General features: G+C 66.6%; 20 protein-coding genes. 14 read left to right on the top strand and 6 right to left on the bottom strand.

Features of this window, described 5'->3' with window-relative positions; genetic code table 11:
- Positions 1–5 precede the first annotated feature (5 nt).
- The 4 genes from AAFP30_RS09045 to AAFP30_RS09060 form a co-directional block, all read right to left on the bottom strand.
- The gene (locus AAFP30_RS09045; protein ID WP_419229558.1) at positions 6–266 is read right to left on the bottom strand and encodes a hypothetical protein; all 261 of its coding nucleotides are present in this window, start codon (positions 264–266) and stop codon (positions 6–8) included.
- A gap of 4 nt (positions 267–270) precedes the next feature.
- Positions 271–816, bottom strand: coding sequence for a flavin reductase family protein (locus tag AAFP30_RS09050; RefSeq protein WP_419229580.1), 546 nt, complete (start codon positions 814–816; stop codon positions 271–273).
- 102 nt (positions 817–918) lie between these two features.
- Positions 919–1,839 carry an alpha/beta hydrolase gene (locus AAFP30_RS09055; RefSeq protein ID WP_419229581.1) on the bottom strand — a complete coding sequence of 307 codons (921 nt, stop codon included), beginning with the start codon at positions 1,837–1,839 and terminating at the stop codon, positions 919–921.
- A 70-nt stretch (positions 1,840–1,909) separates the two neighbouring features.
- Complete coding sequence (locus AAFP30_RS09060; RefSeq protein ID WP_419229559.1) at positions 1,910–2,998, bottom strand: 2Fe-2S iron-sulfur cluster-binding protein; 1,089 nt, start codon at positions 2,996–2,998, stop codon at positions 1,910–1,912.
- Between the two features lie 184 nt (positions 2,999–3,182).
- On the opposite strand from AAFP30_RS09060, the gene AAFP30_RS09065 reads away from it, so the two are divergent.
- From AAFP30_RS09065 to AAFP30_RS09110, 10 genes are all read left to right on the top strand, one after another.
- Entirely contained in the window at positions 3,183–3,998 is an 816-nt protein-coding gene (locus AAFP30_RS09065; protein WP_419229560.1) for an SDR family NAD(P)-dependent oxidoreductase, read from the top strand.
- Between the two features lie 45 nt (positions 3,999–4,043).
- Positions 4,044–4,862: an enoyl-CoA hydratase-related protein gene (locus AAFP30_RS09070; protein ID WP_419229561.1), complete on the top strand. Its 819-nt coding sequence runs from the start codon at positions 4,044–4,046 to the stop codon at positions 4,860–4,862.
- Positions 4,859–6,016, top strand: coding sequence for an acyl-CoA dehydrogenase family protein (locus AAFP30_RS09075; RefSeq protein ID WP_419229562.1), 1,158 nt, complete (start codon positions 4,859–4,861; stop codon positions 6,014–6,016). Before AAFP30_RS09070 ends, AAFP30_RS09075 begins: the two co-directional genes overlap by 4 nt.
- The gene (locus tag AAFP30_RS09080; protein WP_419229563.1) at positions 6,013–7,074 is read left to right on the top strand and encodes an acyl-CoA dehydrogenase family protein; all 1,062 of its coding nucleotides are present in this window, start codon (positions 6,013–6,015) and stop codon (positions 7,072–7,074) included. Before AAFP30_RS09075 ends, AAFP30_RS09080 begins: the two co-directional genes overlap by 4 nt.
- A complete protein-coding gene (locus tag AAFP30_RS09085) occupies positions 7,071–8,306 on the top strand; it encodes a CaiB/BaiF CoA transferase family protein (RefSeq protein ID WP_419229564.1) in 1,236 nt (411 codons plus the stop codon). Before AAFP30_RS09080 ends, AAFP30_RS09085 begins: the two co-directional genes overlap by 4 nt.
- A 45-nt stretch (positions 8,307–8,351) precedes the next feature.
- Positions 8,352–9,059, top strand: a complete 708-nt coding sequence (locus AAFP30_RS09090; RefSeq protein ID WP_419229565.1) for a GntR family transcriptional regulator — start codon at positions 8,352–8,354, stop codon at positions 9,057–9,059.
- A gap of 142 nt (positions 9,060–9,201) precedes the next feature.
- A complete protein-coding gene (locus tag AAFP30_RS09095) occupies positions 9,202–10,374 on the top strand; it encodes a Rieske 2Fe-2S domain-containing protein (protein ID WP_419229566.1) in 1,173 nt (390 codons plus the stop codon).
- Positions 10,375–10,508: 134 nt separating this feature from the next.
- The gene (locus AAFP30_RS09100) at positions 10,509–11,690 is read left to right on the top strand and encodes an acyl-CoA dehydrogenase family protein (RefSeq protein WP_419229567.1); all 1,182 of its coding nucleotides are present in this window, start codon (positions 10,509–10,511) and stop codon (positions 11,688–11,690) included.
- Positions 11,691–11,725: 35 nt separating this feature from the next.
- Positions 11,726–12,631 carry a biphenyl-2,3-diol 1,2-dioxygenase gene (gene bphC / locus AAFP30_RS09105; protein ID WP_419229568.1) on the top strand — a complete coding sequence of 302 codons (906 nt, stop codon included), beginning with the start codon at positions 11,726–11,728 and terminating at the stop codon, positions 12,629–12,631.
- 301 nt (positions 12,632–12,932) lie between these two features.
- Positions 12,933–13,784, top strand: a complete 852-nt coding sequence (locus AAFP30_RS09110; RefSeq protein ID WP_419229569.1) for an IclR family transcriptional regulator — start codon at positions 12,933–12,935, stop codon at positions 13,782–13,784.
- A gap of 15 nt (positions 13,785–13,799) precedes the next feature.
- On the opposite strand, the gene AAFP30_RS09115 is transcribed toward AAFP30_RS09110, so the two are convergent.
- Both AAFP30_RS09115 and AAFP30_RS09120 read right to left on the bottom strand, forming a co-directional pair.
- On the bottom strand, positions 13,800–14,405 hold the full coding sequence (locus tag AAFP30_RS09115; RefSeq protein WP_419229582.1) for a PadR family transcriptional regulator: 606 nt from the start codon (positions 14,403–14,405) through the stop codon (positions 13,800–13,802).
- 81 nt (positions 14,406–14,486) lie between these two features.
- Complete coding sequence (locus AAFP30_RS09120; RefSeq protein ID WP_419229570.1) at positions 14,487–16,121, bottom strand: flavin-containing monooxygenase; 1,635 nt, start codon at positions 16,119–16,121, stop codon at positions 14,487–14,489.
- Between the two features lie 198 nt (positions 16,122–16,319).
- On the opposite strand from AAFP30_RS09120, the gene AAFP30_RS09125 reads away from it, so the two are divergent.
- The 4 genes from AAFP30_RS09125 (at position 16,320) to AAFP30_RS09140 (ending at position 20,891) form a co-directional block, all read left to right on the top strand.
- Positions 16,320–17,855: an FAD-binding protein gene (locus tag AAFP30_RS09125; RefSeq protein WP_419229571.1), complete on the top strand. Its 1,536-nt coding sequence runs from the start codon at positions 16,320–16,322 to the stop codon at positions 17,853–17,855.
- 32 nt (positions 17,856–17,887) lie between these two features.
- The gene (locus AAFP30_RS09130; RefSeq protein ID WP_419229572.1) at positions 17,888–18,265 is read left to right on the top strand and encodes a nuclear transport factor 2 family protein; all 378 of its coding nucleotides are present in this window, start codon (positions 17,888–17,890) and stop codon (positions 18,263–18,265) included.
- 11 nt (positions 18,266–18,276) lie between these two features.
- On the top strand, positions 18,277–19,941 hold the full coding sequence (locus tag AAFP30_RS09135) for an FAD-binding protein (protein ID WP_419229573.1): 1,665 nt from the start codon (positions 18,277–18,279) through the stop codon (positions 19,939–19,941).
- A gap of 173 nt (positions 19,942–20,114) precedes the next feature.
- Positions 20,115–20,891, top strand: coding sequence for a glucose 1-dehydrogenase (locus tag AAFP30_RS09140; RefSeq protein ID WP_419229574.1), 777 nt, complete (start codon positions 20,115–20,117; stop codon positions 20,889–20,891).
- The last annotated feature ends 264 nt before the right edge of the window (positions 20,892–21,155 follow it).

Below are 21,155 nucleotides of genomic sequence, written 5' to 3' on the forward strand. Positions count from 1 at the left end.
TCGGGTCAGTGCAGACGCGGGATTGCCGCGCCGACGGGAAGTTCGATCTGTGATTCGACGATCTCGTCGTGGGCGACGGCCTTGTCGATAGTGCGGCGCAACGCCTCACAGGTGCGGGCGACGTCGCCGTAGCCGTGGTGGCCGGCCGCGATCAGTGGACAGTCACCGGCATCGGACAACCATTGGATGGATGTGTGCGCGGCGCTGAACTTTTCGACGAGGATGCCGCGACCGCAGGTGTCGCAGTTCAGGGGTTGCATGGCCATCGGGTCACCGTCCTGCCGTGGGTTGCGCGACGCCGCCGTAGGCGCCGCGGAAGAAGAGCAGCGGAGCGAGGTCGGAGGCGTGCAGGTGCCGCAGTCGGGATACCACGATGGTGTGGTCACCGGCCGGATGTTCTCCCTGCAGTTCGGCTTCCATCCAGGCGAGGCTGTCGTCGAGGACGGGTGCCCCGCACGGGGACGGACTCCAGCCGAGGCCGCGGAACTTCTCCGCACCACGCGCGGACAGTTGCCGGCACACGTGTTCCTGATCGGCGGAGAGGATGTTGACTGTGTAGCGGCCCGCGGCCCGCACTCGTGGCCACGATGTACTGGTGTTCGCCACACAGAACGCGACGAGCGGCGGATCCAGGGAGACCGAGGTGAACGAGTTCGCCGCCAGTCCGGTCGGGGTGGCGTCGACGGGGTCGAGTCCGGCGATGGCGACAACTCCAGTGGCGAAGTGGCCGAGCACATGTCGCATCTGTACCGGATCGACCCCAGGTAGATCGACCCCAGGTAGATCGACCGCCGGCAGGTCGACCCCGACCTGCATGACGTCGTCGGTCATGGTCATCGCGCCTCCTTGATTGCTGTGTCGACGACGGTAGTCGGACCGAACCCTCTCGGCGGGCGTGGTTCCCGTTGGACGGGACGCTTAATACTTCTGTGCCACTGAAGATTCAGCGATGAACACCCGCATGCGGGCCCACAGAGTCTCGCGCGCCGGACCGGTCAGCGACAACGTCGGGAACGTCAGGAAACCGTGGAAGAGTCCGTCGAAGCGATGGGTGACGACGGGCACTCCCGCATCGGCCAGTTGCTGTGCGTAGTCTTCGCCGGCGGCACACAGCGGGTCGAGTTCGGCGGTTGCCACCAACGCCGGCGGCAACCCGCCAAGCGTCTTCGCTGCGGTCGGTACGACGTAGGGGTTGTCCCGACCTCCGGGGGCGTATTGCGTCCAGTACCAACGCATTGCCGCGGTGGTGTTGTAGTAGCCGACGCCGTAGCGCTGGTATGACTCGGTGGTGAAGTCGTCATCGATCACCGGGTACAGCAGAACCTGCGCCGCGATCGCTGGGCCACCCTGATCACGCGCATACAGCGTGGTCGCCGCCGCGAGGTTGCCGCCGGCACTGTCCCCGGCCACCGCGATCCGGTCGGGATCACCGCCGTAGGACGCGATGTTGTCCTCCGTCCAGCACAGCGCCGCGTACATGTCGCTCATCGCGGCGGGAGCGGGGTGTTCGGGTGCGAGCCGGTAGTCGACGGACACCACGATCACCCCGACATGCTGTGCCATGGACCGGCAGAACTCGTCGTGAGTGTCGATGTCGCAGAAAACGAATCCGCCACCGTGGGCGAACACCAGAACCGGTAGGGATGCCGCCCCATGGGAGTGCGGGGCGAAGACGCGCAGCGTGAGATCGCCGCCCGGACCGGCGATCACCACGTCGCGCGCGATGCGCATGTCGGGCTCGGAGGTGAGCGGGCCACGACGCGAGCGGATCAGTTCACGCAACTCGTGTGCGGAATACTGTGTCACGTCGGGGAATCCGGCCTCCAGGGTGGACAGCATGGCCTCGACGTCGGGGTGCAGGTCTGGGCGACGGGGTGATGTCACAAGCGTCCTTTCACGTTGCAGTGCTTCAGTATTCGATGGTGAGATCGTCGCTGACCGGTTCGGCCTGACAGGTCAGGATGTATCCATCAGCAATGTCGTCGGCGGTGAGGACCTCGTTGCGCACCATCCGCACTTCCCCCGAGACGAGGCTGCAGACACACGCACTGCACGCTCCCTCCCGACACGAGAACGGGGCGTCGACGCCCGCGTCGAGCAGTGCATCGAGCAGGCGTTGCGATCGACGCCACGGCACGCTCCGCCGCTCGCCGTCGAGCGCAACGGTGACGGCGGCTGCGTCGGCACTCTCGTCTCCCCCTGGCGTCGGTTCGTCGGCGATGGGGTTGAACGGGTCGCCGGCGAGTGACAAGAATCGTTCGGCACGGACACGTTGCCGGGGCATGCCGAGGTCCGCGCACACCGAGGTCACCAGATCCATCAGCGGCGTGGGGCCGCACACGAAGACCTCGCGCGTCGAGATCGGGCCGATGAGGTCGGCCAATTGGGTTGCCGCCGGATAGCCCTGCACCGATTCGAGGATGTGGATGACGGTCAGCCGCGAGCCGAACCGTTCACTGAGACGCCGTAGTTCGTGGCCGAAGATGACCGACTTCTCGTCGCGGTTCGCATAGATCAGCAGAACGCTGCCGCTGCCGCCGTGCAGGATCGACTTCGCGATCGAGATCACCGGCGTGATGCCGCTACCTCCGGCGACGAGGACCACCGACTCGTCCAACGACGACGGAGTGAAAACACCGGTCGGCGGCAGCACCTCGAGGATGTGGCCGGGCGCGACCTCGTCGCAGATCCAGTTGGAGCCGGTACCGCCGGCCACCCGTTTGACGGTGAACTTGAGCTGCGCCTCGCCGTCGGTGTGCGGGGAACTCGACAGGGAGTAGCAGCGTGCGGTGCCCCGACCGTGATCGGGCACTCGTACCGTGACGAACTGTCCGGCACGATAGACGAATTCGGCTGCCTGGTCGGAGTCTGGTTGCACGACAAAGGACCGTGCGTCATCGGTCTCGTCGATGACCGAGGTGACGGTCACGGTCCGGACGCCGGGCGCGGAATCGGCCGGTCGCCGGAGGGTGGCTGCGTCGGCAAGCTCACTCGTCATGGCGCTCTCCTCATGGCGGGCAGTCGTAGTGGCTCGACAGTAGGGGTCGGGGCGGCCGTCGCTGAGTCGGTGTCTCGCTGATCGGGAGGATGGGCTGCGCTGTCCCGGTCGATGCGGGAAACCGGCGCCGCCGATGCAAGTCGTGGGCCATCATGGCGGTACTGAGCGGCAGTGCGACCGCGTGATGAGAAGGAGTACTCGGGTGGACAACAGATTCGACGGACGCAAGGCCATCGTCACGGGTGCGGGGTCCGGTATCGGCCGCGCGACCGCGTTGCGTCTCGCCGCTGAGGGCGCGCATGTGGTGGCCATCGACGTCGCGGCCGAAGGATTGACCGCGACGTCGGAACTGGCCAAGGCGGCCACCGGATCCGGGTTGGTCAGTGTCCGGGTTGCCGACATCAGCGACGAGACGTCGGTCGCGGAGGGCGTGACGGCGGCTCTCGAGGAACTCGGCGGACTCGATGTGCTGGTCAACGCGGCCGGCATCCTGCGGTCGGCGCACACCCACGAACTCGCGCTCGACGACTGGAACCAGATCATCGGCATCAACCTCACCGGCACATTCCTGATGGTGCGCCAATGCATTTCGGCGTTGCTCGAATCGTCGCACGCCGTCATCGTCAACTTCAGCTCGACGTCGGCGTCGTTCGCGCACCCCTATATGTCGGCCTACGCGGCGAGTAAGGGCGGCATCCAGTCCTTCACCCACGCCATCGCAGCCGAGTACGCCAAGCAGGGGATCCGGGCGGTGTGCGTCGCACCCGGCAGCATCTCCTCGGGCATGACCGCGGCGCCGGGGATTCCCGACGACGCCGATTTCACCTGGTTTGGACGGCTCACCCCGGCCCTCACCCCTCCCCCGACCGACGCCGACATCGACATCCCGGGCATGGGTGGACCGGAAATGGTCGCCGGCGCGATCGCCATGCTCGCCTCCGACGACGGTGCGTTCATCACCGGCACCGAGCTGCGGATCGACGGCGGCACGCATATGTGAGGTTTTTGTCTACCTATTTTGTATCCAATTTGCTACGGTCGTCGCATGACCGCAGTCACACCTCCCCCTGCCCCGTCGTCGGGTGACACCGAAACCGGCACTGTTCAGACTCGTTTCGACAACGGCATCGCGCGCCTGACCTTGCAGAATCCGCGTCGCAAGAACGCCATCACGCTCGACATGGCGGCCGCGATCGGCGAGTTCTGCGACCGTGTCGCCGCCGACGAGACCATCGGCGCGGTCATCGTCGATGCCGCAGGACGGTATTTCTGCAGCGGCGCCGACACCCGCGACCTGGCGGCGTCGTCGGCCGATCCGGCCTCTCCCGAGGCGGTGCGCCGGACGTCGGCGGTCTACGAATCCTTCGTGCGCGTCGGCTCACTGCCGGTGCCCACCATCTCGGTGGTCATCGGCGGTGCGGTCGGTGCCGGACTCAACCTCGCGATGGCCGCCGACATGCTGGTCACCACCCCTGACGCCACGTTGGAGAGCGGGTTCCTGGCCCGACGCATCCACCCGGGCGGCGGCCACCTCGCGCTGCTCGGCCGCAAGGTCGGCTGGTCGACGACGATCGCGATGGCGACCTGCGGGGTCTCACTGAGCGGGGCCGAAGCCGTCGAACGTGGCCTGGCGCACGCCGCCGTCGAGGAAGACGACATCGCAGCTTACGCAACAGCTTTGGCGGCATCGGCAGCCGAAGACCCGGAGTTGACGCGTCGTATCCTGCAGAGCGCACGCCTGGAACTCGGGCCACCGGCCATCAACTGGCCGTCGGCGCTGGAGGTCGAGCGTGGTGTGCAGATGTGGTCGATGTCGCGGAAAGGTAAGCAGGACTGGTCGTCTCGCGGACCACAGAAGTCATGACCGCGGCCGTGAACGCCAGTACTGAAGTTGCCGACACCGATCTGGCGGAGCTCCGTCGCGACGTGCGGGCCTTCCTGGCCGACGAACTCGAGCGCGGAACCTTTGAGCCCTCCTGCGACAGCTGGATGACCGGGTGCGATCCGGAGTTCAGTCGCCGTGTCGCCGAACGCGGGTGGCTCGGGATGACGATGCCCACCGAGTATGGCGGGCACGGTCGCAGCCCGCTGGAACGGTTCGTGGTCACCGAGGAGATGCTGGCGGCCGGCGCACCCGTTGCGGCGCACTGGATTGCCGACCGGCAGATGGCGCCAAGCATCCGTAACAACGGCACCGAGGTGCAGAAACGCCGCTATCTTCCCGGTATCGCTGCGGGCACCATGTTCATCGCCATCGGGATGAGTGAACCGGATTCGGGCTCCGACCTGGCGAGCATCCGCACCCGGGCCGTCGATCTCGGTGACCGATGGCGCATCTCGGGCACGAAGGTGTGGACCACGCAGGCGCATCATTCGCATGCGATGGTGGTGCTGGCCCGGACGGATGGTCAGGCCGGGGACCGCCAGCAGGGACTATCGCAGTTCATCGTCGATCTGCCGCATTCGGATATCGAGATCCGGCCGATCCGCAGCATCGATGGTGATGCCCACTTCAACGAGGTCATCTTCCACGACGCGGAGATCAGCGCGGATGCCCTTCTCGGACAACGTGGTGCGGGCTGGGCGCAGGTGATGGGCGAACTGGCCTACGAGCGCTCCGGACCGGAACGCTATCTGAGCACCATCCCGTTGCTGCGCGCTTGGGCCGACGAGCTGCGCCGCAGTGGCGCGACCGAGTCACAACGAACGACGTTGGGCCAGTTGGCCGCCCGTGCGTGGGCGTTGCGGCAGATGTCGTGGTCGGTGGCCGGTGAACTCGCCGCCGGCCGCAAACCCGATGTGCTCGCGGCGATGGTGAAGGATCTCGGGTCGTCGTTCGAGGGCGACCTCGTCGAGGCGATCCGTGCGTCGAGCGGCACGATTGCCCGCCGCGGCGGTGGGGACCGGTTCGCCACGCTGCTTGCCGGTGGCGTGCTGAACTCGCCGGCATTCACCCTGCGCGGCGGTACCAACGAGATCTTGCGCGGGATCGTGGCGCGGGGATTGGGGATCCGATGAGCGACCTGAGCGACGAACTGCGTGCTGCTGCCGAACAGATCGTGGACCGCATCGGTGTGGACACCGAGACACCCGCCGCCGGGTGGTCCACCGAGGTCTGGGAAGCGCTGCGCGAGTCCGGTTTCACCGACATCGGTGTCGACGACGAGGAGGGCTCGTTCACCGATCTGCTCACCGTCATCGCCGCGGTGTCGGCCGCCGGTGCGGTGACCCCACTGATCGAACACACCGCGCTGGCCCACTGGCTTGCCACCCGAGCCGGCTTGGAACTGTCGGCGACCACCACCGTCGCCATCGCCGACGACGGATGCGTGTTCAGCGAATCCGGTTCGGGCACAACACTGACCGGCACTGTCACCGACGTCGCCCTGACCGGCGCGGCGATGGTTCTCGTCGCGGTGCCGACCGACGACGAGATCACCGTTGGCGTGATAGACCCTGCGGCAACCGGTGTTTCGATCCAGGCCGGCACAGATCTGGTCGGCGCACCGTACGGCGACATCGACTTCACCGATGTGGCGGCTCAACATTGCGGTCGTGCCGCCATCTCGGTCGAGCAGGTCCGCGAGCGCGGCGCCCTGGCCTATGCCACCGCCCTGGCCGCGGCGGCGACCCGAGTACGCGACACCACAGTCGCCTACGCGGGTGACCGCACCCAATTCGGGCGTCCGCTCACCAAGTTCCAGGCCATCCAGCAGCGGCTGGCACAACTCGCCGCGACCACGGCATTGATGGAGACCGCGGCCACCACCGCCGCCCGGCAGTACCAGACCGGTTCGACCGACGCCGACACCGCGGTGATCGCCGCCGCCAAGACAGTCACCTCGGCGTGCGCCCGCGAGGTCGCCGCCGCGGGGCACCAGATCCACGGCGCCATCGGTTTCACCTCGGAGCACGCCCTCGGCCGGGCCACCACTTCCCTGTGGACCTGGCGCGATCGCTACGGCACCGAGCAGGAGTGGGCACGGGTGCTCGCGGGGCAGATCGTCGACGACGGCGCCGATGTGTGGGACATCATCGTCGGCGCGGAGCCCACGGTTCGACAGGATTCCCGTTGACCGCCGCGAACATCGACGGGACGGCCGCCTGGCGGTCGGCCGACGACGCGAGCAATGGCGGTGCGCTGGCCGGTATCCGGGTTCTCGACCTGAGTCGTGTGCTCGCGGGGCCGCTTGCCGCACAGATGCTCGCCGACCAGGGTGCCGAGGTACTCAAGGTCGAGGCGCCGATGGGTGACGAAACCCGCGGGTGGGGACCACCATTCGTGTCGGAGGACAGCAGCGCCTACTACACCGGCATGAACCGCAGCAAAGAGAACATCTGCCTCGACCTGCGCACCGAATCGGGCCGGGAGGTGCTCGGCCACCTCCTCGATGCCGCCGACGTCGTGGTGGAGAACTTCAAGGCCGGCACGCTGGCGCGGTGGGGATTCGACTACGAAACCGTACTGGCCCACCGCAACCCGCAGTTGGTGTACACCCGGATCACCGGATACGGCGTCGACGGCCCCAAAGGCGGCGCGCCCGGGTATGACGCCATCCTGCAGAGCTTCGGTGGGCTGATGAGCATCAACGGCTACCCGGATCGCAAGGCGCTGCGGATGGGAGTGCCGATCGTCGATATCACCACCGCCAACCTCGCGTTCAGCGGAACGCTGCTCGCCCTGTTCGAACGCATGCGCAGTGGCCGCGGACAGGTGGTCGACGTGACACTCCTCGACGCCGTCGTCTCGATCCTGCATCCGCACTCGGCGAACTGGACCGCGAACGGACAGATCCCGCAACGCACCGGGGAAGTCCATCCGACGGTGGTGCCGTATCAGATCATCGAGGCCGCCGACGGTGACGTCTTCATCAGTGCCGCCAACGACCGTCAGTTCCGTTCCCTCACTGCCGTTATCGGTGTTCCCGAGCTCGGCACCGACACGCGGTTCGCAACCAACGCGGATCGCCATGCGCATCGGCAAGAACTCATCGCGACGTTGTCGGAGCGGATCGCCACCTGGCCGCAAGCCGAGCTCGCCACACGTCTCGACGAGGCGGGAGTGCCGTCGAGCCCGGTCAATTCGGTGGCCGAGGCACTCACCGAGCCGCAGGTACGACATCGGGATCTGTTCGTGGAGACCGACGACTACCGGGGTGTCGGAGTGCCACTGCACCTGAGTCGTTCGACGTCACGGTCACCGCGCCCCGCGGCCGCTCGCGGCGCCCAGACGACGGACGTGTTGACCGCCATGGGCTACTCGACCGACCAAGTCGACACATTGCGAACCGACGGCGTGCTCGGCTAGCGGCATCGGCAGCTATCGTCATCGACAGCATTCGAGGAGGTTCCCGTGGCCCGACAGCTCACACCGCGGTCGTCGTCGTCGGTAGGTGACGAGAAGCCCATTGGCATGGGACGCGCCGCGGGACAGGTGGTCATCGAACTCGAACGCATGATCGTGTCCGGAGAGTTGTTGCCGGGACAGCCGATTCGGCAGGAGTCGATGGCCGAGCGGCTCGGTGTATCGCGGCTCCCCATCCGAGAAGGGCTGCGCCACCTTGCCGCCGAGGGCCTGGTCAGCCACGTCCCCAACGTGGGCTACACGGTGGCCCGGCTCGAGCAGTCCGAGTTCGATCAGATCTACCTGATGCGTGCCGCGCTCGAGCCCTCGGTGTTGCGGTCGCTGCCGCATCTCGCCGCCACCGATCTCGAAGACGTACGCGCAGCCGGCGCCGAAGTGACCGCTGCCGCGGGTCGGACCGATCTCCTCGAGATGCGTCTGCGAAATCACGACTTCCACTTCGCCATGTTCGACCGATCGCCCCTACGGCTCGTCGTCGCCGAGTTGCGTCGCCTCTGGACCATGGCCATGCCCTATCACGCTGTCTACCTCTTCGATCCCGAAGCACGCAAACGCGTTCTCGCCGAGCATGATGCGATGATCGAGGCACTCGCCGTCGGCGACAACGAACGACTGGTCACGCTGATGGCCGAACACCGGCAAGGCGGAGAGAGCGGGACCGCCATGGTGCTGCAGGCGGGTGGAACGCTCACCTAGCCCGAACTACCGGTGGGGTTCCGCTCAGTGAGACACCCTCAACTCGTCACCCGCTCGTCAGGACCGACCAGGTCCACTCGGCACGCCGTTCGGGAAGTATCGCCTCCGTCACACACAACGTCGGCGACGGCTGGAGGTCTCGATGCCGAGTTCACACACCAATGGTTCTGCGCCCGGGGGCACAGAAGAGTTCAGGACGATCGAGGCGGGTGCAGCACCCACCCGGTTCGCCCGCGGCTGGCACTGCCTCGGGTTGCTCAGCTCGTTCCGCGACGGCAAGCCGCACCAGATCAAGGCCTTCGGCACCACGCTGGTGGTGTTCCAGGCCGAGAACAGCGGCGAACTGCACATCCTCGACGCGTACTGCCGGCACATGGGCGGCAACCTCGCGCTCGGCACCATCAAGGGCGACTCGATCGCGTGCCCCTTCCACGACTGGCGCTGGGGCGGCAACGGCAAGTGCACCGACATCCCTTATGCCCGACGGGTTCCGCCGCTCGCGCGGACGCGGTCGTGGCCGACGCTCGAGCGCAACGGCCAACTCTATGTCTGGCATGACCCGCAGGGCAGCAAGCCGACCGACGACGTGACCATCCCGGAGATCGCCGGATACGGCACCCCGGAGTGGACCGACTGGACCTGGAACTCGATCCTCGTCGAGGGCTCGCACTGCCGCGAGATCGTCGACAACGTCGTCGACATGGCGCACTTCTTCTACGTGCACTACGCCTTTCCGCGGTACTTCAAGAACGTCTTCGAGGGCCACACCGCCACCCAGTACATGCGATCCACCCCGCGCATGGACATCGAGGTCGGCACCAACTACGACGACCCCAACTCCACCCTGCGTTCGGACGCAAGCTATTTCGGTCCGTCCTACATGGTGGACTGGCTGTGGAGTGAGGCGCAGGGCATGACCATCGAGACCGTCCTGATCAACTGCCACTACCCGGTGACGTCGAATTCCTTTGTGCTGCAGTACGGCGCGATGGTCAAGAAGCCGGAAGGCATGTCCGACGAGATGGCCTCGGGGATGGCGGCGCAGTTCGCCCAGGGCGTCGAGATCGGCTTCGAGCAGGACGTCGAGATCTGGAAGAACAAGGCGCCCATCGACAATCCGCTGCTGTCCGAAGAGGACGGGCCGGTGTACCAGCTGCGTCGCTGGTACGAACAGTTCTACGTCGACGTCGAGGACGTCACCCCGGAGATGACCAACCGCTTCGAGTTCGAGATCGACACCGAACGTGCGGTGGCGAGCTGGGAAGCCGAGGTCGCCGAGAACATCGCCAACGGCAAGACCCTGCAGACCAGCTGAATCCGGTTTCGACCAGCGTCGGGCTCGCTGCGCGGGTCCTGAGCAAGCGAGCTTGCGAGCGCGTCGAAGGGCGCTCGTCGCGCTCAACCAGCGGGCAGTACTCACCCAGCGTTGAACCACCCAAGGAGAACACCATGACCTACCAAGTACTCGACAACCTCGCGGCCATCGCCGACGACATCCGCGGCCAGGCCGACGAAGCCGAACTACTCGGCCAACTGCCCGACGACACCGCCAAGAAACTGAAGGCGGCCGGCCCGATCCGACTGCTGCAGCCGAAGAAATACGGTGGCTACGAAGCGCATCCGCGCGAGTTCGCCGAGACCGTGATGGCCGCCGGCGCCCTCGACGGCGCCACCGGCTGGGTGTGCGGCATCGTCGGCGTGCACCCGTGGCAGCTGGCCTTCGCCGATCCCCGCGTGCAGGAGGAGGTGTGGGGCACCGACAACGACACCTGGATGGCCTCACCCTACGCACCCACCGGCCTCGCGGTCCCCACCGACGGCGGCTATATCTTCAACGGCCGCTGGCAGTTCAGCTCCGGCACCGACCACTGCGACTGGATCTTTCTCGGCGCCATGCTCGGTACCCCCGAGGGTGAGATGGCCATGCCGCCGACGATGCTGCACATGATCCTGCCGCGCAGCGACTACCAGATCGTCGACGACTCCTGGAACGTGGTGGGCCTCAAGGGCACGGGGTCCAAGGACATCATCGTGGAGAACGCCTTCGTGCCCGACTACCGGGTGATGAACGGCGATCACGTCATCGACGGCACCGCGCAGAAGGAGTACGGGGTCACCGACACCCTCTACAAGATGCCGTGGTCCAACATGTTCCCGCTCGGCATCAGTTCCGCGGTCATCGGCATCGCCGAGGGCGCCCTCGCCGCCCACCTGGACTACCAGCGTGACCGCGTCGGCGCGCAGGGCACCGCGATCAAGGATGATCCCTACGTCCTGTTCGCCATCAGCGAGGCCGCCGCCGACATCAACGCGGCACGCCAGGAACTGCTCGCCAACGTCGACAAGATGTGGGACCTCGTCGACTCCGGTAAGGAGGTGTCGTTCGAGGACCGGGCCGCCGGGCGACGCACCCAGGTCCGCGCCGCCTGGCGCGCGGTGATGGCCGTCGACCAGATCTTCGCCCGCTCCGGCGGCAACGCGTTGCGGATGGACAAGCCGCTGCAACGCTTCTGGCGCGACGCGCATGCCGGACTCAACCACGCGATCCACGTGCCGAGCACCGTCTACCACGCGTCGGCGCTGAGTTCATTGGGCATCGAGCCGCCCGAGAACCTGCGATCGATGATCTGACCCAACACTTTTCACCACTCACCAAAGGAACACTCATGACAGAGATCAAGGGTCTGGGCTACATCAAGATCCAGACCAACGACATGGACCGTTGGCGCACTTTCGCTTTCGACGTCCTCGGATTCGCCGAGGGCAGCGGCCCCGACGAGAACGCGCTGTATCTGCGCATGGACGAGCGCGCCGCACGTATCGTCGTCGTCCCGGGCGAGAGCGACGAGGTCATCGACATCGGCTGGGAGGTGCGCGATGCCGCGGCCCTCACCCGGGTACAGGAAACCCTGGAGGGTGCCGGCGTCGCGGTGAAGCCGCTGTCGGTCGAGGAGGCCGACGCACGTCGCGTCGAGTCGGCGATCTCGTTCACCGACCCGTGCGGTGCCACCGTCGAGATCTTCCACGGACCGATCCTCGATCACAGTCCCGTCGTCACCAAGTTCGGTGCCCGGTTCGTCACCGGGGATCAGGGGCTCGGCCACGTCGTGCTGCCGACCATGGATCCGGGCGGCGCGTTCGACTTCTACACCGACGTCCTCGGCTTCCTGCCCCGCGGCGCGATGCGGCTGCCGGCGCCGCCGGAGTTCGGTCCGATGCGCATCCGGTTCCTCGGCGTCAACGAGCGCCACCACAGCCTGGCGCTGTGCCCCGCACCGCACGGCGGCGCCCCCGGCCTCATCCACGTGATGGTCGAGGTCGACACCCTCGACGCCGTCGGCCAGGCACTCGACCGCGTCGTGAAGGACGGCTTCTCCGTCTCGTCGACGCTCGGACGCCACACCAACGACAAGATGGTGTCGTTCTACGTCCGCGCCCCCGGCGGCTGGGACATCGAGTTCGGCACCGACGGCATGCGGGTCGACGAGGCGCACTACACCGCCGAGGAGATCACCGCCGACAGCTACTGGGGCCACGACTGGTCCGGCAGCGAACCGCTGGCCGCGATGTAGGGCGAACAGGCCCTTCGTGGCTCGCCTATCGGCTCGCACCTCAGGGATCGAGTGGGCTCGCACCTCAGGGATCGGGTGACCAACCCGCTGGCTGAGGAGCGACGAGCGAGCCTGCGAGCCCGACGCGTCTCGAAGCCCCTGGCAACCAGACCCACACGTCCCGCCCCCTTCCCGGGGGCGGGACGTTCTGCGTTGCGGCGCCCAAAATTGGGACTTGATGTGACTGCCAGCACACTGTATATTCCTATTCGGCATATGCCTAGTAGGCATATGGACTCCTGACAGCCCACATGGAGGACCCATGACCATCGACATCGAATCCGCCACCCCCAACAACGTCCTCGACCGCGCATCACTGGTGCTCGACGCCTTCGACGGCCCCGGTCGACTCACGCTCGCTCAGATCGTGCGCCGCACCGGTCTGCCCCGATCGTCGGCACATCGGCTGCTCGACCGGTTGGTCGCGCTGAAATGGCTACGCCGCCACGAACACGACTACGAACTCGGCATCCGGTTGATGGAACTCGGGTCGATCGCCGTGCACCAGGACCGACTGCACGCCGCTGCGATGCCGTTCCTGCACGAATTGCACCGCGCCACCGGCTTTGTCGTGCACCTGGCGATCCTCGACGGCTCCGATGTCGTCTATTTGGAGAAGATCGGCGGCGCACTCGCCGAGTCGATCCCCACCCGCGTGGGTGGCCGACAACCCGCACACTGCACTGCAGTCGGGAAAGCTATTCTGGCGTACCGCGATTCAGCGCCGTCGGCCTCGATGTCGCCGTTGGCACGCAAAACCCGCTATTCGATCGCGAACACCACCGCATTGAACACCGAGCTGCAGAAGGTCCGAGCTCTCAACATCGCCTACGAACGCGAGGAGTCGCTGCCGGGAATCGGTTGTGTCGCAGCACCGATCGGCGATGTCGACGACGCGATCGCCGCCGTGTCGGTGTGTGGTCCCGCCGAGAAGATGAGCTTCGACTACCAGCTGGCCGCTCCGGTCCGGATGACCGCACTTTCCATCTGGCGCCACCTGGAGAGCGGCTCGGGTCGGGTCGCACCCACATTGCAGCGGCCACAACGTCTGCGCCCCGTCGGACCGATCATGCAGCACCGTCCGCCTCAGCCCGCGGTCGCGCTGGCGCGGTGATTCGACCGGCCGAGCTCAGTCGCTCTCCTGTTCGGCCACTTGCTTTTCCACTTCACGCCAGTGCCCCGGTCGCGGCTGGGGAAACGTATCGGTCTTCGTGCCGGCGGTGAACGCCGCATCGGCCGCGTCGATCTCGTCGAGCAGTTCCAGCGCCAGGGCACGTTCACTCGCGTAATACCGTTCGGCCCAGCGCATCGCGATGCGGGCGTAAGCCCAGGCGGGCTCCACACCTGCGGCCTCGGCATCGGTGGCAACGCGGTGTTCGAGGTCGGCCATCCGGTCTGCATGCTCGCGCAGCATCTCCTTGAGCTTGTCCGGGGTGCTCAGGTGGCCGAACGCGGCCCGCAGCACCACTGGATGCTTGAGCATCGGCGGATCGACCGGCGCGTAGAGCGCCCAGATCCGCACTGCGCGCCGCCCGTCGTCGGTGATCTTGTAGACGCGCCGATTACGCCCACCGTCGCCGTCGGCCATCCGGGAGGTGGCGTAACCGTGCTGTTCGATGCGTTTGAGCTCGGAGTAGATCTGACTGAACGACGGGCTCCAGTAGTAGTGCCGGACACTCCAGTCGGCCCACTTCTTGAGGTCGTAGCCGGAGACCTCTTCCTCGTAGGCCAGCATGCACAGCACCGCCCAGCTGGTCGGCGGAAGGGTCGGCAGATCCTCGAAGCGGGCGGGTGTCGAGGTCACCCGGGCATCCTATCAATCCAGCAGGTCAAAGCCCCGGTAGCCGTCGGCCGCGACGTCGGCGATGATCTGCCCGTACACCCCGAAGCCGCCGACGAACGGCATGAAGACCCGCGGTTTGCCGGGGATGTTGGCGCCCAGATACCAGGAGTTGGCCGCCGGCATGAGGGTCTGCCCCGCACGCTCGGAGCATTCCCGTACCCAGGCGTCGACGGCGTCCTCGCGCGCCTCGATGCCGCGGGCCCCTGTGTCGTCGAGGTGTGCGATGGCATCGGCGATCCAGTCGATGTGGAGTTCGGAGTGCAGCACCATGTTCGCCAGCACCGACGGACTGCCCGGCCCGGTGATGTTGAACAGGTTCGGGAAGCCCGCGACACCGAGCCCGAGATAGGTTCTCGGACCCGCTCCCCACGCCTCCTTGAGTGAGCGTCCGTCCCGGCCGACGATGTTGATGCGGTCGATGGTGCCGGTCATGGCGTCGAATCCGGTGGCCAGCACCAACGCATCCAGGGCGATGGTGGCGTCGGAGGTCTCGACTCCCTCCGGCGTGATCCGCTCGATGGGGTTGGCGCGCAGATCAACAAGGTGGACGTTGTCACGGTTGAACGTCTCGAAGTAGTGGTCGTCGGTGCAGATCCGTTTCGCCCCAATGGGATGATCCTGCGGCGTCAGCAGGTCGGCGACCGCGGGGTCGTCGATCACCGCACGCACCTTGGATTCCCAGAACTCGCGGGCGGTGCGGTTGGCGTCGGCGTCGGTCAGCTGATCGGGGAAGGTCTTACTGAACAGCACTCCGCCCAGTTCCCAACGCTTTTCGTAGGCAGCTCGCCGCTCTCCGTCGTCGACGGCGAGTGCGGACTGCGGATGCGCCTGGTGTGGTGACCCGCCACCGCTGGCCATCGACAGCCGACGACGTTCGGCGTAACCGGCCTTCTGGGTGGCGCGGGTGTCGTCGTCGAGGGGGACGTTGCCGGCGGGGATGCTGTAGTTGGCGGTGCGTTGGAACACGTACAGATCGCGGGCGTCGGCGGCGACCTTGGGGATCGTCTGGATACCCGACGACCCGGTCCCGATGACACCGACGCGCTGCCCGGTGAAGTCGACGCCATCGTGCGGCCACGACGACGTGTGATACACACCGCCGGAGAAGGATTCGAGCCCGGGGATCTCCGGGATGTTGGCACTCGACAGTGGTCCGACGGCCAACACCACGAACCGGGCGCTGACCGTGTCCCCGACGTCGGTGCGCACCGTCCACCGCAGCGTCGTTTCGTCGAGGGCGAGGTCGAGAACCTTGGTGTTCAAGGCGATGTCGCGACGCAGGGCGAACCGGTCGGCGACATGCTCGAGGTACCGCAGGATCTCCGGCTGGGTCGCGTACTTCTCACTCCAGTCCCATTCCTGCTGGAGGTCGTCGTCGAATGAGTAGGAGTAGTCGATGCTTTCGACGTCGCAGCGCGCGCCGGGATACCGGTTCCAGAACCAGACGCCGCCGATACCGCTGCCGGCCTCGAACACCTGCACCGTGTGCCCGTCGGCCCGAAACCGGTGCAGCGCATACAGTCCAGCGATGCCGGCACCGACGACGACCACATCAACGGCGCGGACTTCGGTGGACGTCGACGGGGCCTGGGGTTCACTGGCGCTCATGGGAACTCACCTTCTGCGCGGGGTCGGGGATCGGATACGGCGACGCTAGGCGAGGCCACCATCGCCCACCAGAGAGCTCTCCCGCTGGTCGGTACCACGGCACGCAAACCAGACACCGGTCCCGATAATCGGGAAAGCCCGGCTCCCGATGGCCTCCGGTCCCCTACCGTCACGCCCACCAATAGGAAGGGATGTGGCATGGCTTGGGATGACGAGGTCGACGTACTCGTGGCCGGATCGGGCGGGGCGCTGGCAGGCGCCTACACCGCAGCGCGCGAAGGGTTGCGGGTGATGGTGGTCGAGGCCACCGACAAGTTCGGCGGCACCACCGCGTATTCCGGTGGCGGCGGTATGTGGTTCCCCTGCAATCCGACGCTGCGCCGGGCCGGTACCGACGACACCGTCGACGATGCACTGCGCTACTACCATGCGGTCGTCGGCGACCGGACGCCCCGCGACCTGCAGGATACTTACGTCCGTCGCGGCGCCGATGTCATCGAATACCTCGAGAGCGATCCCGATCTCGCGTTCGACATGTACCCCTGGCCCGACTATTTCGGCAAGGCTCCCGGCGCGCGACTCGACGGACAACGCCACACCACGCCGGTCCCCCTCCCCGCGGCCGAACTCGGCGACCTCCGGGACTCGCTGCGCGGCCCGCTCGACACCGACCGACTCGGGGCACCGCTCCCCGACCTGCTGATCGGCGGACAAGCACTCATCGGTCGATTCCTCAAGGCGCTGAGCCGCTTCCCCAATGCCACGCTGCAGCTCAACACCGCGCTGACCGAACTCGTCGTCGAGGAAGGTTCAGTGGTCGGGGCCGTCGTCGAACGTGACGGTCAGCGCACCACCATCCGGACGCGTAAGGGTGTGCTGCTCGCCGCCGGCGGTTTCGAGCAGAACCAGCAGATGCGCGACGAGTACGGGGTTCCCGGATCGGCGCGAGACACGATGGGGCCGTGGGGAAATCTCGGCAAGACCCATCAGGCGGCCATCGCCGCAGGCGCCGACCTGGACCTCATGGATCAGGCGTGGTGGTCGCCGGGCATGACCCATCCCGACGGACGCTCGGCCTTCGCCTTGTGGTTCACCGGCGGCATCTTCGTCAATCAGGCCGGACAGCGATTCGTCAACGAATCCGCTCCCTATGACCGCCTGGGTCGCGAGATCATCGCCGCGATGGACGACGATGAGGTCTCGCTGCCCTACTGGATGATCTACGACGATCGGGAAGGTGTGGTGCCGCCGGTCAAGGCGACCAATGTGTCGATGGTGGAGACCGAGAAGTATGTGGACGCCGGCCTCTGGCACACCGCCGACACACTCGAGGAGCTCGCCGGCAAGCTCGGCGTCGACCCGCAGGGCCTGGTGGAGACCGTCGCTCGATACAACAAGATGGTCGCCGAGGGTGTCGACGCCGACTTCGGTCGGGGCGACGAGGCCTACGACCGCGCGTTCTCCGGCGGCGAGTCGCCGATGGTACCGATCGATCAAGCGCCCTATCACGCAGCCGCTTTCGGCATCTCCGACCTGGGCACCAAGGGCGGACTCCGCACCGACACGGCCGCTGCCGTACTCAACACCGCAGGCACTCGCATCGCCGGGCTGTACGCAGCCGGCAACACGATGGCCGCGGTGAGCGGCGAAACCTATCCAGGTGGCGGCAATCCGATCGGCGCGTCCGTGCTGTTCAGCCATCTCGCGGTGCTCGACATGCTCGACGCCAAATAGTTCAGGCCACAACACTTTCCGAAGGAGTACCCATGACCGTGCAGAACATGATCCGCGAGCGCGTCGAGAAGTACCTCGCCGCGGTCGCCGGCGGTAACACCGCCGACATCGTCGCCCTCTACGCACCCGACGCCACGGTGGAGGACCCGGCCGGCTCCGAGGTCCGCACCGGACACACCGCCATCGGCGAGTTCTACGGCGCTCTCGAAGGTGCCGACTGCGACACCGCGCTGCTCACCCTGCGTGTCGCCGGCAACACCGCAGCGTTCCACTTCCGCGTCACCACCCGCACGCCCGACCAGATCATCGTCATCGAACCCATCGATGTCATGACCTTCGACGACGACACCCGCATCACCAGCATGCGGGCCGTCTGGTCCCCCGACGACATGACGATCTCACCGCGATAAGGACCCCCAGCATGACCACACAACAACATTGGGACCGTGAGGTCGACTTCGTCGTCGTCGGTAGCGGCGCCGGCGGACTCACCGCCGCCTACACCGCCGCCACCGCCGGTCTGTCCACCCTCATCATCGAGAAGGCCTCCGTCTACGGCGGCAGCACCGCGCTCTCGGGCGGCGGCATCTGGATCCCCAACAATCCGACGTTGCGTCGCGCCGGGATCACCGACCCCCGCGAGAACGTCCGCGCCTACCTCGACGCCGTCGTCGGTGACGGCGCACCATCGGACAACATCGACACCTTCATCGACGCCGGACCCCGCATGCTCGAGTTCCTGGAGCAGAGCAGTCCCCACATGCGATTCCAGTGGTGCCCAGGCTATTCCGACTACCATCCCGAACAGCCGGGCGGGCGTCCCGAGGGTCGGTCCATTGAGCCATTGCCGGTCGATCTGAAGAAGCTCGGCGTCGACGAGGATCTGTTGCGGCCGGCCGCGTTGGCGACGCCGCCGGGTCTGTTCATCACGTCCAAGGACTTCGTCGCGCTGAACATGGTGACGCGGACGTGGAAGGGTCGTCGGGCCGCATTGCTCGCCGGCCTGCGGGCGATCAAGGCGATCGTGCTGCGACGGCACATGGATACCCTCGGACGATCGCTGATCGCGCGACTCCGGTTGGCGGTCAAGGATGCCGGTGTCCCGCTGCTGCTCGACACACCACTGCAGTCGCTCGTCACCGACGACTCCGGCGCCGTACTCGGCGTGCTTGCCGAACACCGGGGCGAACCGCTGCGCATCCGCGCCCGCGCCGGGGTGCTCCTCGCCTCCGGTGGTTTCGAGCACAACAACGAGATGCGTAAGCAGTATCTGCGACCGGGTGGCCAGGACGACTACAGCGCGGCATCGACGGACAATACTGGCGACGGCATCCGTGCCGGCCAGAGTGTCGGTGCGGCTGTCGATCTCATGGATGATGCGTGGTGGATGCCGTCCTTCGAACGCCCCGACGGCATTCAGCAGGTGTTGGTGTCGGAGCGGTCGATCCCGCGCTCGATCATCGTGGACCAGAGTGGTCGTCGTTTCACCAACGAGGCTGCCCCGTATGTGACTTTCGTGCATGCGCAGATCGACGGCGGCCACGATCCGGCCTGGTTCATCTTCGACCGGACCGCGAAGTCCCGCTACCCCGTCGGCGGCATCATGCCCGGACAATCCTTCCCCGAGGATTGGCTGACCAGCGGTCTCATCCACACCGCGGAATCGCTGCCCGAGTTGGCCGCGGCCATCGGCGTGGATGCAGACGCCCTGTGCGGCACCGTCGATCGCTACAACGGGTTCGCCCGCACCGGACGCGACCTCGATCATCACCGCGGCGACAGCGCCTACGACAACTACTACGGCGACCCCAGCCTGCCGCAGCCCACCCTCGATATGCTGGACCGAGGACCGTTCTACGCGTTACGGATTCGCGTCGGCGACCTCGGCACCAAGGGCGGGCTCGTCTACAACGCGTCGGCGCAGGTGCTCCGTGAAGACGGCTCGGTGATCGACGGGCTCTACGCCACCGGCAACACCTCGGCCGCGGTGATGGGCAACGACTACGCCGGCGCCGGCGCCACCATCGGCCCGGCCATGGTGTTCGGCTACGTAGCAGCAAAAGCGGCTGCCGGGCAGTCCTTCTAACTTGCGGATGATCTCGATGCGTTCGTCGCAAGCTCCTCACTTACTCGATCAGCGAAGGGGCACTCCGGCAACTGAGCCTCACGCTGGACCTTCCCTGCTGGTCGAGTAAGCCCGGCGACGAAGGAGCCGAGCGCATCGAGGCCGAAAGCCACCTATCAAAGGAAATCTCACAAATGAACCCAACACCCCAACCCCTCTCCGGCAAGGTCGTCATCGTCAGCGGCGGTGCCCGCGGCCTCGGTGCTGCCTTCGCCCGACGCATCATCGAGCGCGGCGGACGCGTCGTGATCGGCGACATCCTCGACGACGACGGCAAACAGACCGCCTACGAGCTCGGCGACGCCGCGCGCTACGTCCACCTCGACGTCACCGATCCCGACCAGTGGACCGCCGCCGTCGACCACGCGATCGCCGAGTTCGGCAGCCTCACCGGCGTGGTCAACAACGCCGGAATCTCCACCGGCGCACTGATCGAGCAGGACACCCTGGAGAACTTCCGCAAGGTCCTCGACATCAACCTCGTCGGCGTGTTCAACGGTATCCGTGCCGGCATCACATCGATGCGCTCAGCGGGTGGCGGGTCGATCGTCAACATCTCTTCGGCCGCCGGCCTCACCGGTTTGCCACTCACCAGCGGATACGGTGCGTCCAAGTGGGGTGTGCGCGGACTGACCAAGGTTGCCGCCGTCGAACTTGCCGCGGAACGCATTCGGGTCAACTCCGTCCACCCGGGCATGACCTACACCCCGATGACCGCGCCTATCGGTATCGCCGAGGGCGAGGGCAACTACCCCGGAGCCCCGATGGGACGGGTCGGCACCGCCGACGAAATCGCCGGTGCGGTCGCGTTTCTGCTCTCCGACGACGCGGCGTACATGACCGGAGCCGAGCTCGCCGTCGACGGCGGCTGGACCGCCGGTCCGACGGTCGCACAGACCCTGGGGCAGTAACCCCTACCCCAGCCCCGCGGTACATCGTCGCCGAACCCGATTCGCACTCCTCGATTCGCCCTGCGGTGTACCGCAGCACTCGATGACAGGAGAGAACATGGCAACGAAGGTACCCTTACGTCCCGTCCACATCGCCGATGTTGACGGATTCGACTACGAAACCGATGTTGTGGTGGTCGGTTTCGGATGTGCCGGAGCGGGCGGGGCCCCCCCCGGGGGCGGCGGGTGGGGGGCGGTCCCGCCGCTTGGTGCGGGGCAGGGGGG

The organism is Gordonia sp. CPCC 205515 (genome assembly GCF_048537925.1).
GTDB lineage: Bacteria > Actinomycetota > Actinomycetes > Mycobacteriales > Mycobacteriaceae > Gordonia.

Bases quoted from the DNA above. Each gene is read 5' to 3' on its own strand.
- AAFP30_RS09045 (WP_419229558.1), bottom strand. From the start codon at position 266: ATGGCCATGCAACCCCTGAACTGCGACACCTGCGGTCGCGGCATCCTC.
- AAFP30_RS09050 (WP_419229580.1), bottom strand. From the start codon at position 816: ATGCAGGTCGGGGTCGACCTGCCGGCGGTCGATCTACCTGGGGTCGAT.
- AAFP30_RS09055 (WP_419229581.1), bottom strand. From the start codon at position 1,839: ATGCTGTCCACCCTGGAGGCCGGATTCCCCGACGTGACACAGTATTCC.
- AAFP30_RS09060 (WP_419229559.1), bottom strand. From the start codon at position 2,998: ATGACGAGTGAGCTTGCCGACGCAGCCACCCTCCGGCGACCGGCCGAT.
- AAFP30_RS09065 (WP_419229560.1), top strand. From the start codon at position 3,183: ATGAGAAGGAGTACTCGGGTGGACAACAGATTCGACGGACGCAAGGCC.
- AAFP30_RS09070 (WP_419229561.1), top strand. From the start codon at position 4,044: ATGACCGCAGTCACACCTCCCCCTGCCCCGTCGTCGGGTGACACCGAA.
- AAFP30_RS09075 (WP_419229562.1), top strand. From the start codon at position 4,859: ATGACCGCGGCCGTGAACGCCAGTACTGAAGTTGCCGACACCGATCTG.
- AAFP30_RS09080 (WP_419229563.1), top strand. From the start codon at position 6,013: ATGAGCGACCTGAGCGACGAACTGCGTGCTGCTGCCGAACAGATCGTG.
- AAFP30_RS09095 (WP_419229566.1), top strand. From the start codon at position 9,202: ATGCCGAGTTCACACACCAATGGTTCTGCGCCCGGGGGCACAGAAGAG.
- AAFP30_RS09100 (WP_419229567.1), top strand. From the start codon at position 10,509: ATGACCTACCAAGTACTCGACAACCTCGCGGCCATCGCCGACGACATC.
- bphC (WP_419229568.1), top strand. From the start codon at position 11,726: ATGACAGAGATCAAGGGTCTGGGCTACATCAAGATCCAGACCAACGAC.
- AAFP30_RS09110 (WP_419229569.1), top strand. From the start codon at position 12,933: ATGACCATCGACATCGAATCCGCCACCCCCAACAACGTCCTCGACCGC.
- AAFP30_RS09115 (WP_419229582.1), bottom strand. From the start codon at position 14,405: ATGCTGGCCTACGAGGAAGAGGTCTCCGGCTACGACCTCAAGAAGTGG.
- AAFP30_RS09120 (WP_419229570.1), bottom strand. From the start codon at position 16,121: ATGAGCGCCAGTGAACCCCAGGCCCCGTCGACGTCCACCGAAGTCCGC.
- AAFP30_RS09125 (WP_419229571.1), top strand. From the start codon at position 16,320: ATGGCTTGGGATGACGAGGTCGACGTACTCGTGGCCGGATCGGGCGGG.
- AAFP30_RS09130 (WP_419229572.1), top strand. From the start codon at position 17,888: ATGACCGTGCAGAACATGATCCGCGAGCGCGTCGAGAAGTACCTCGCC.
- AAFP30_RS09135 (WP_419229573.1), top strand. From the start codon at position 18,277: ATGACCACACAACAACATTGGGACCGTGAGGTCGACTTCGTCGTCGTC.
- AAFP30_RS09140 (WP_419229574.1), top strand. From the start codon at position 20,115: ATGAACCCAACACCCCAACCCCTCTCCGGCAAGGTCGTCATCGTCAGC.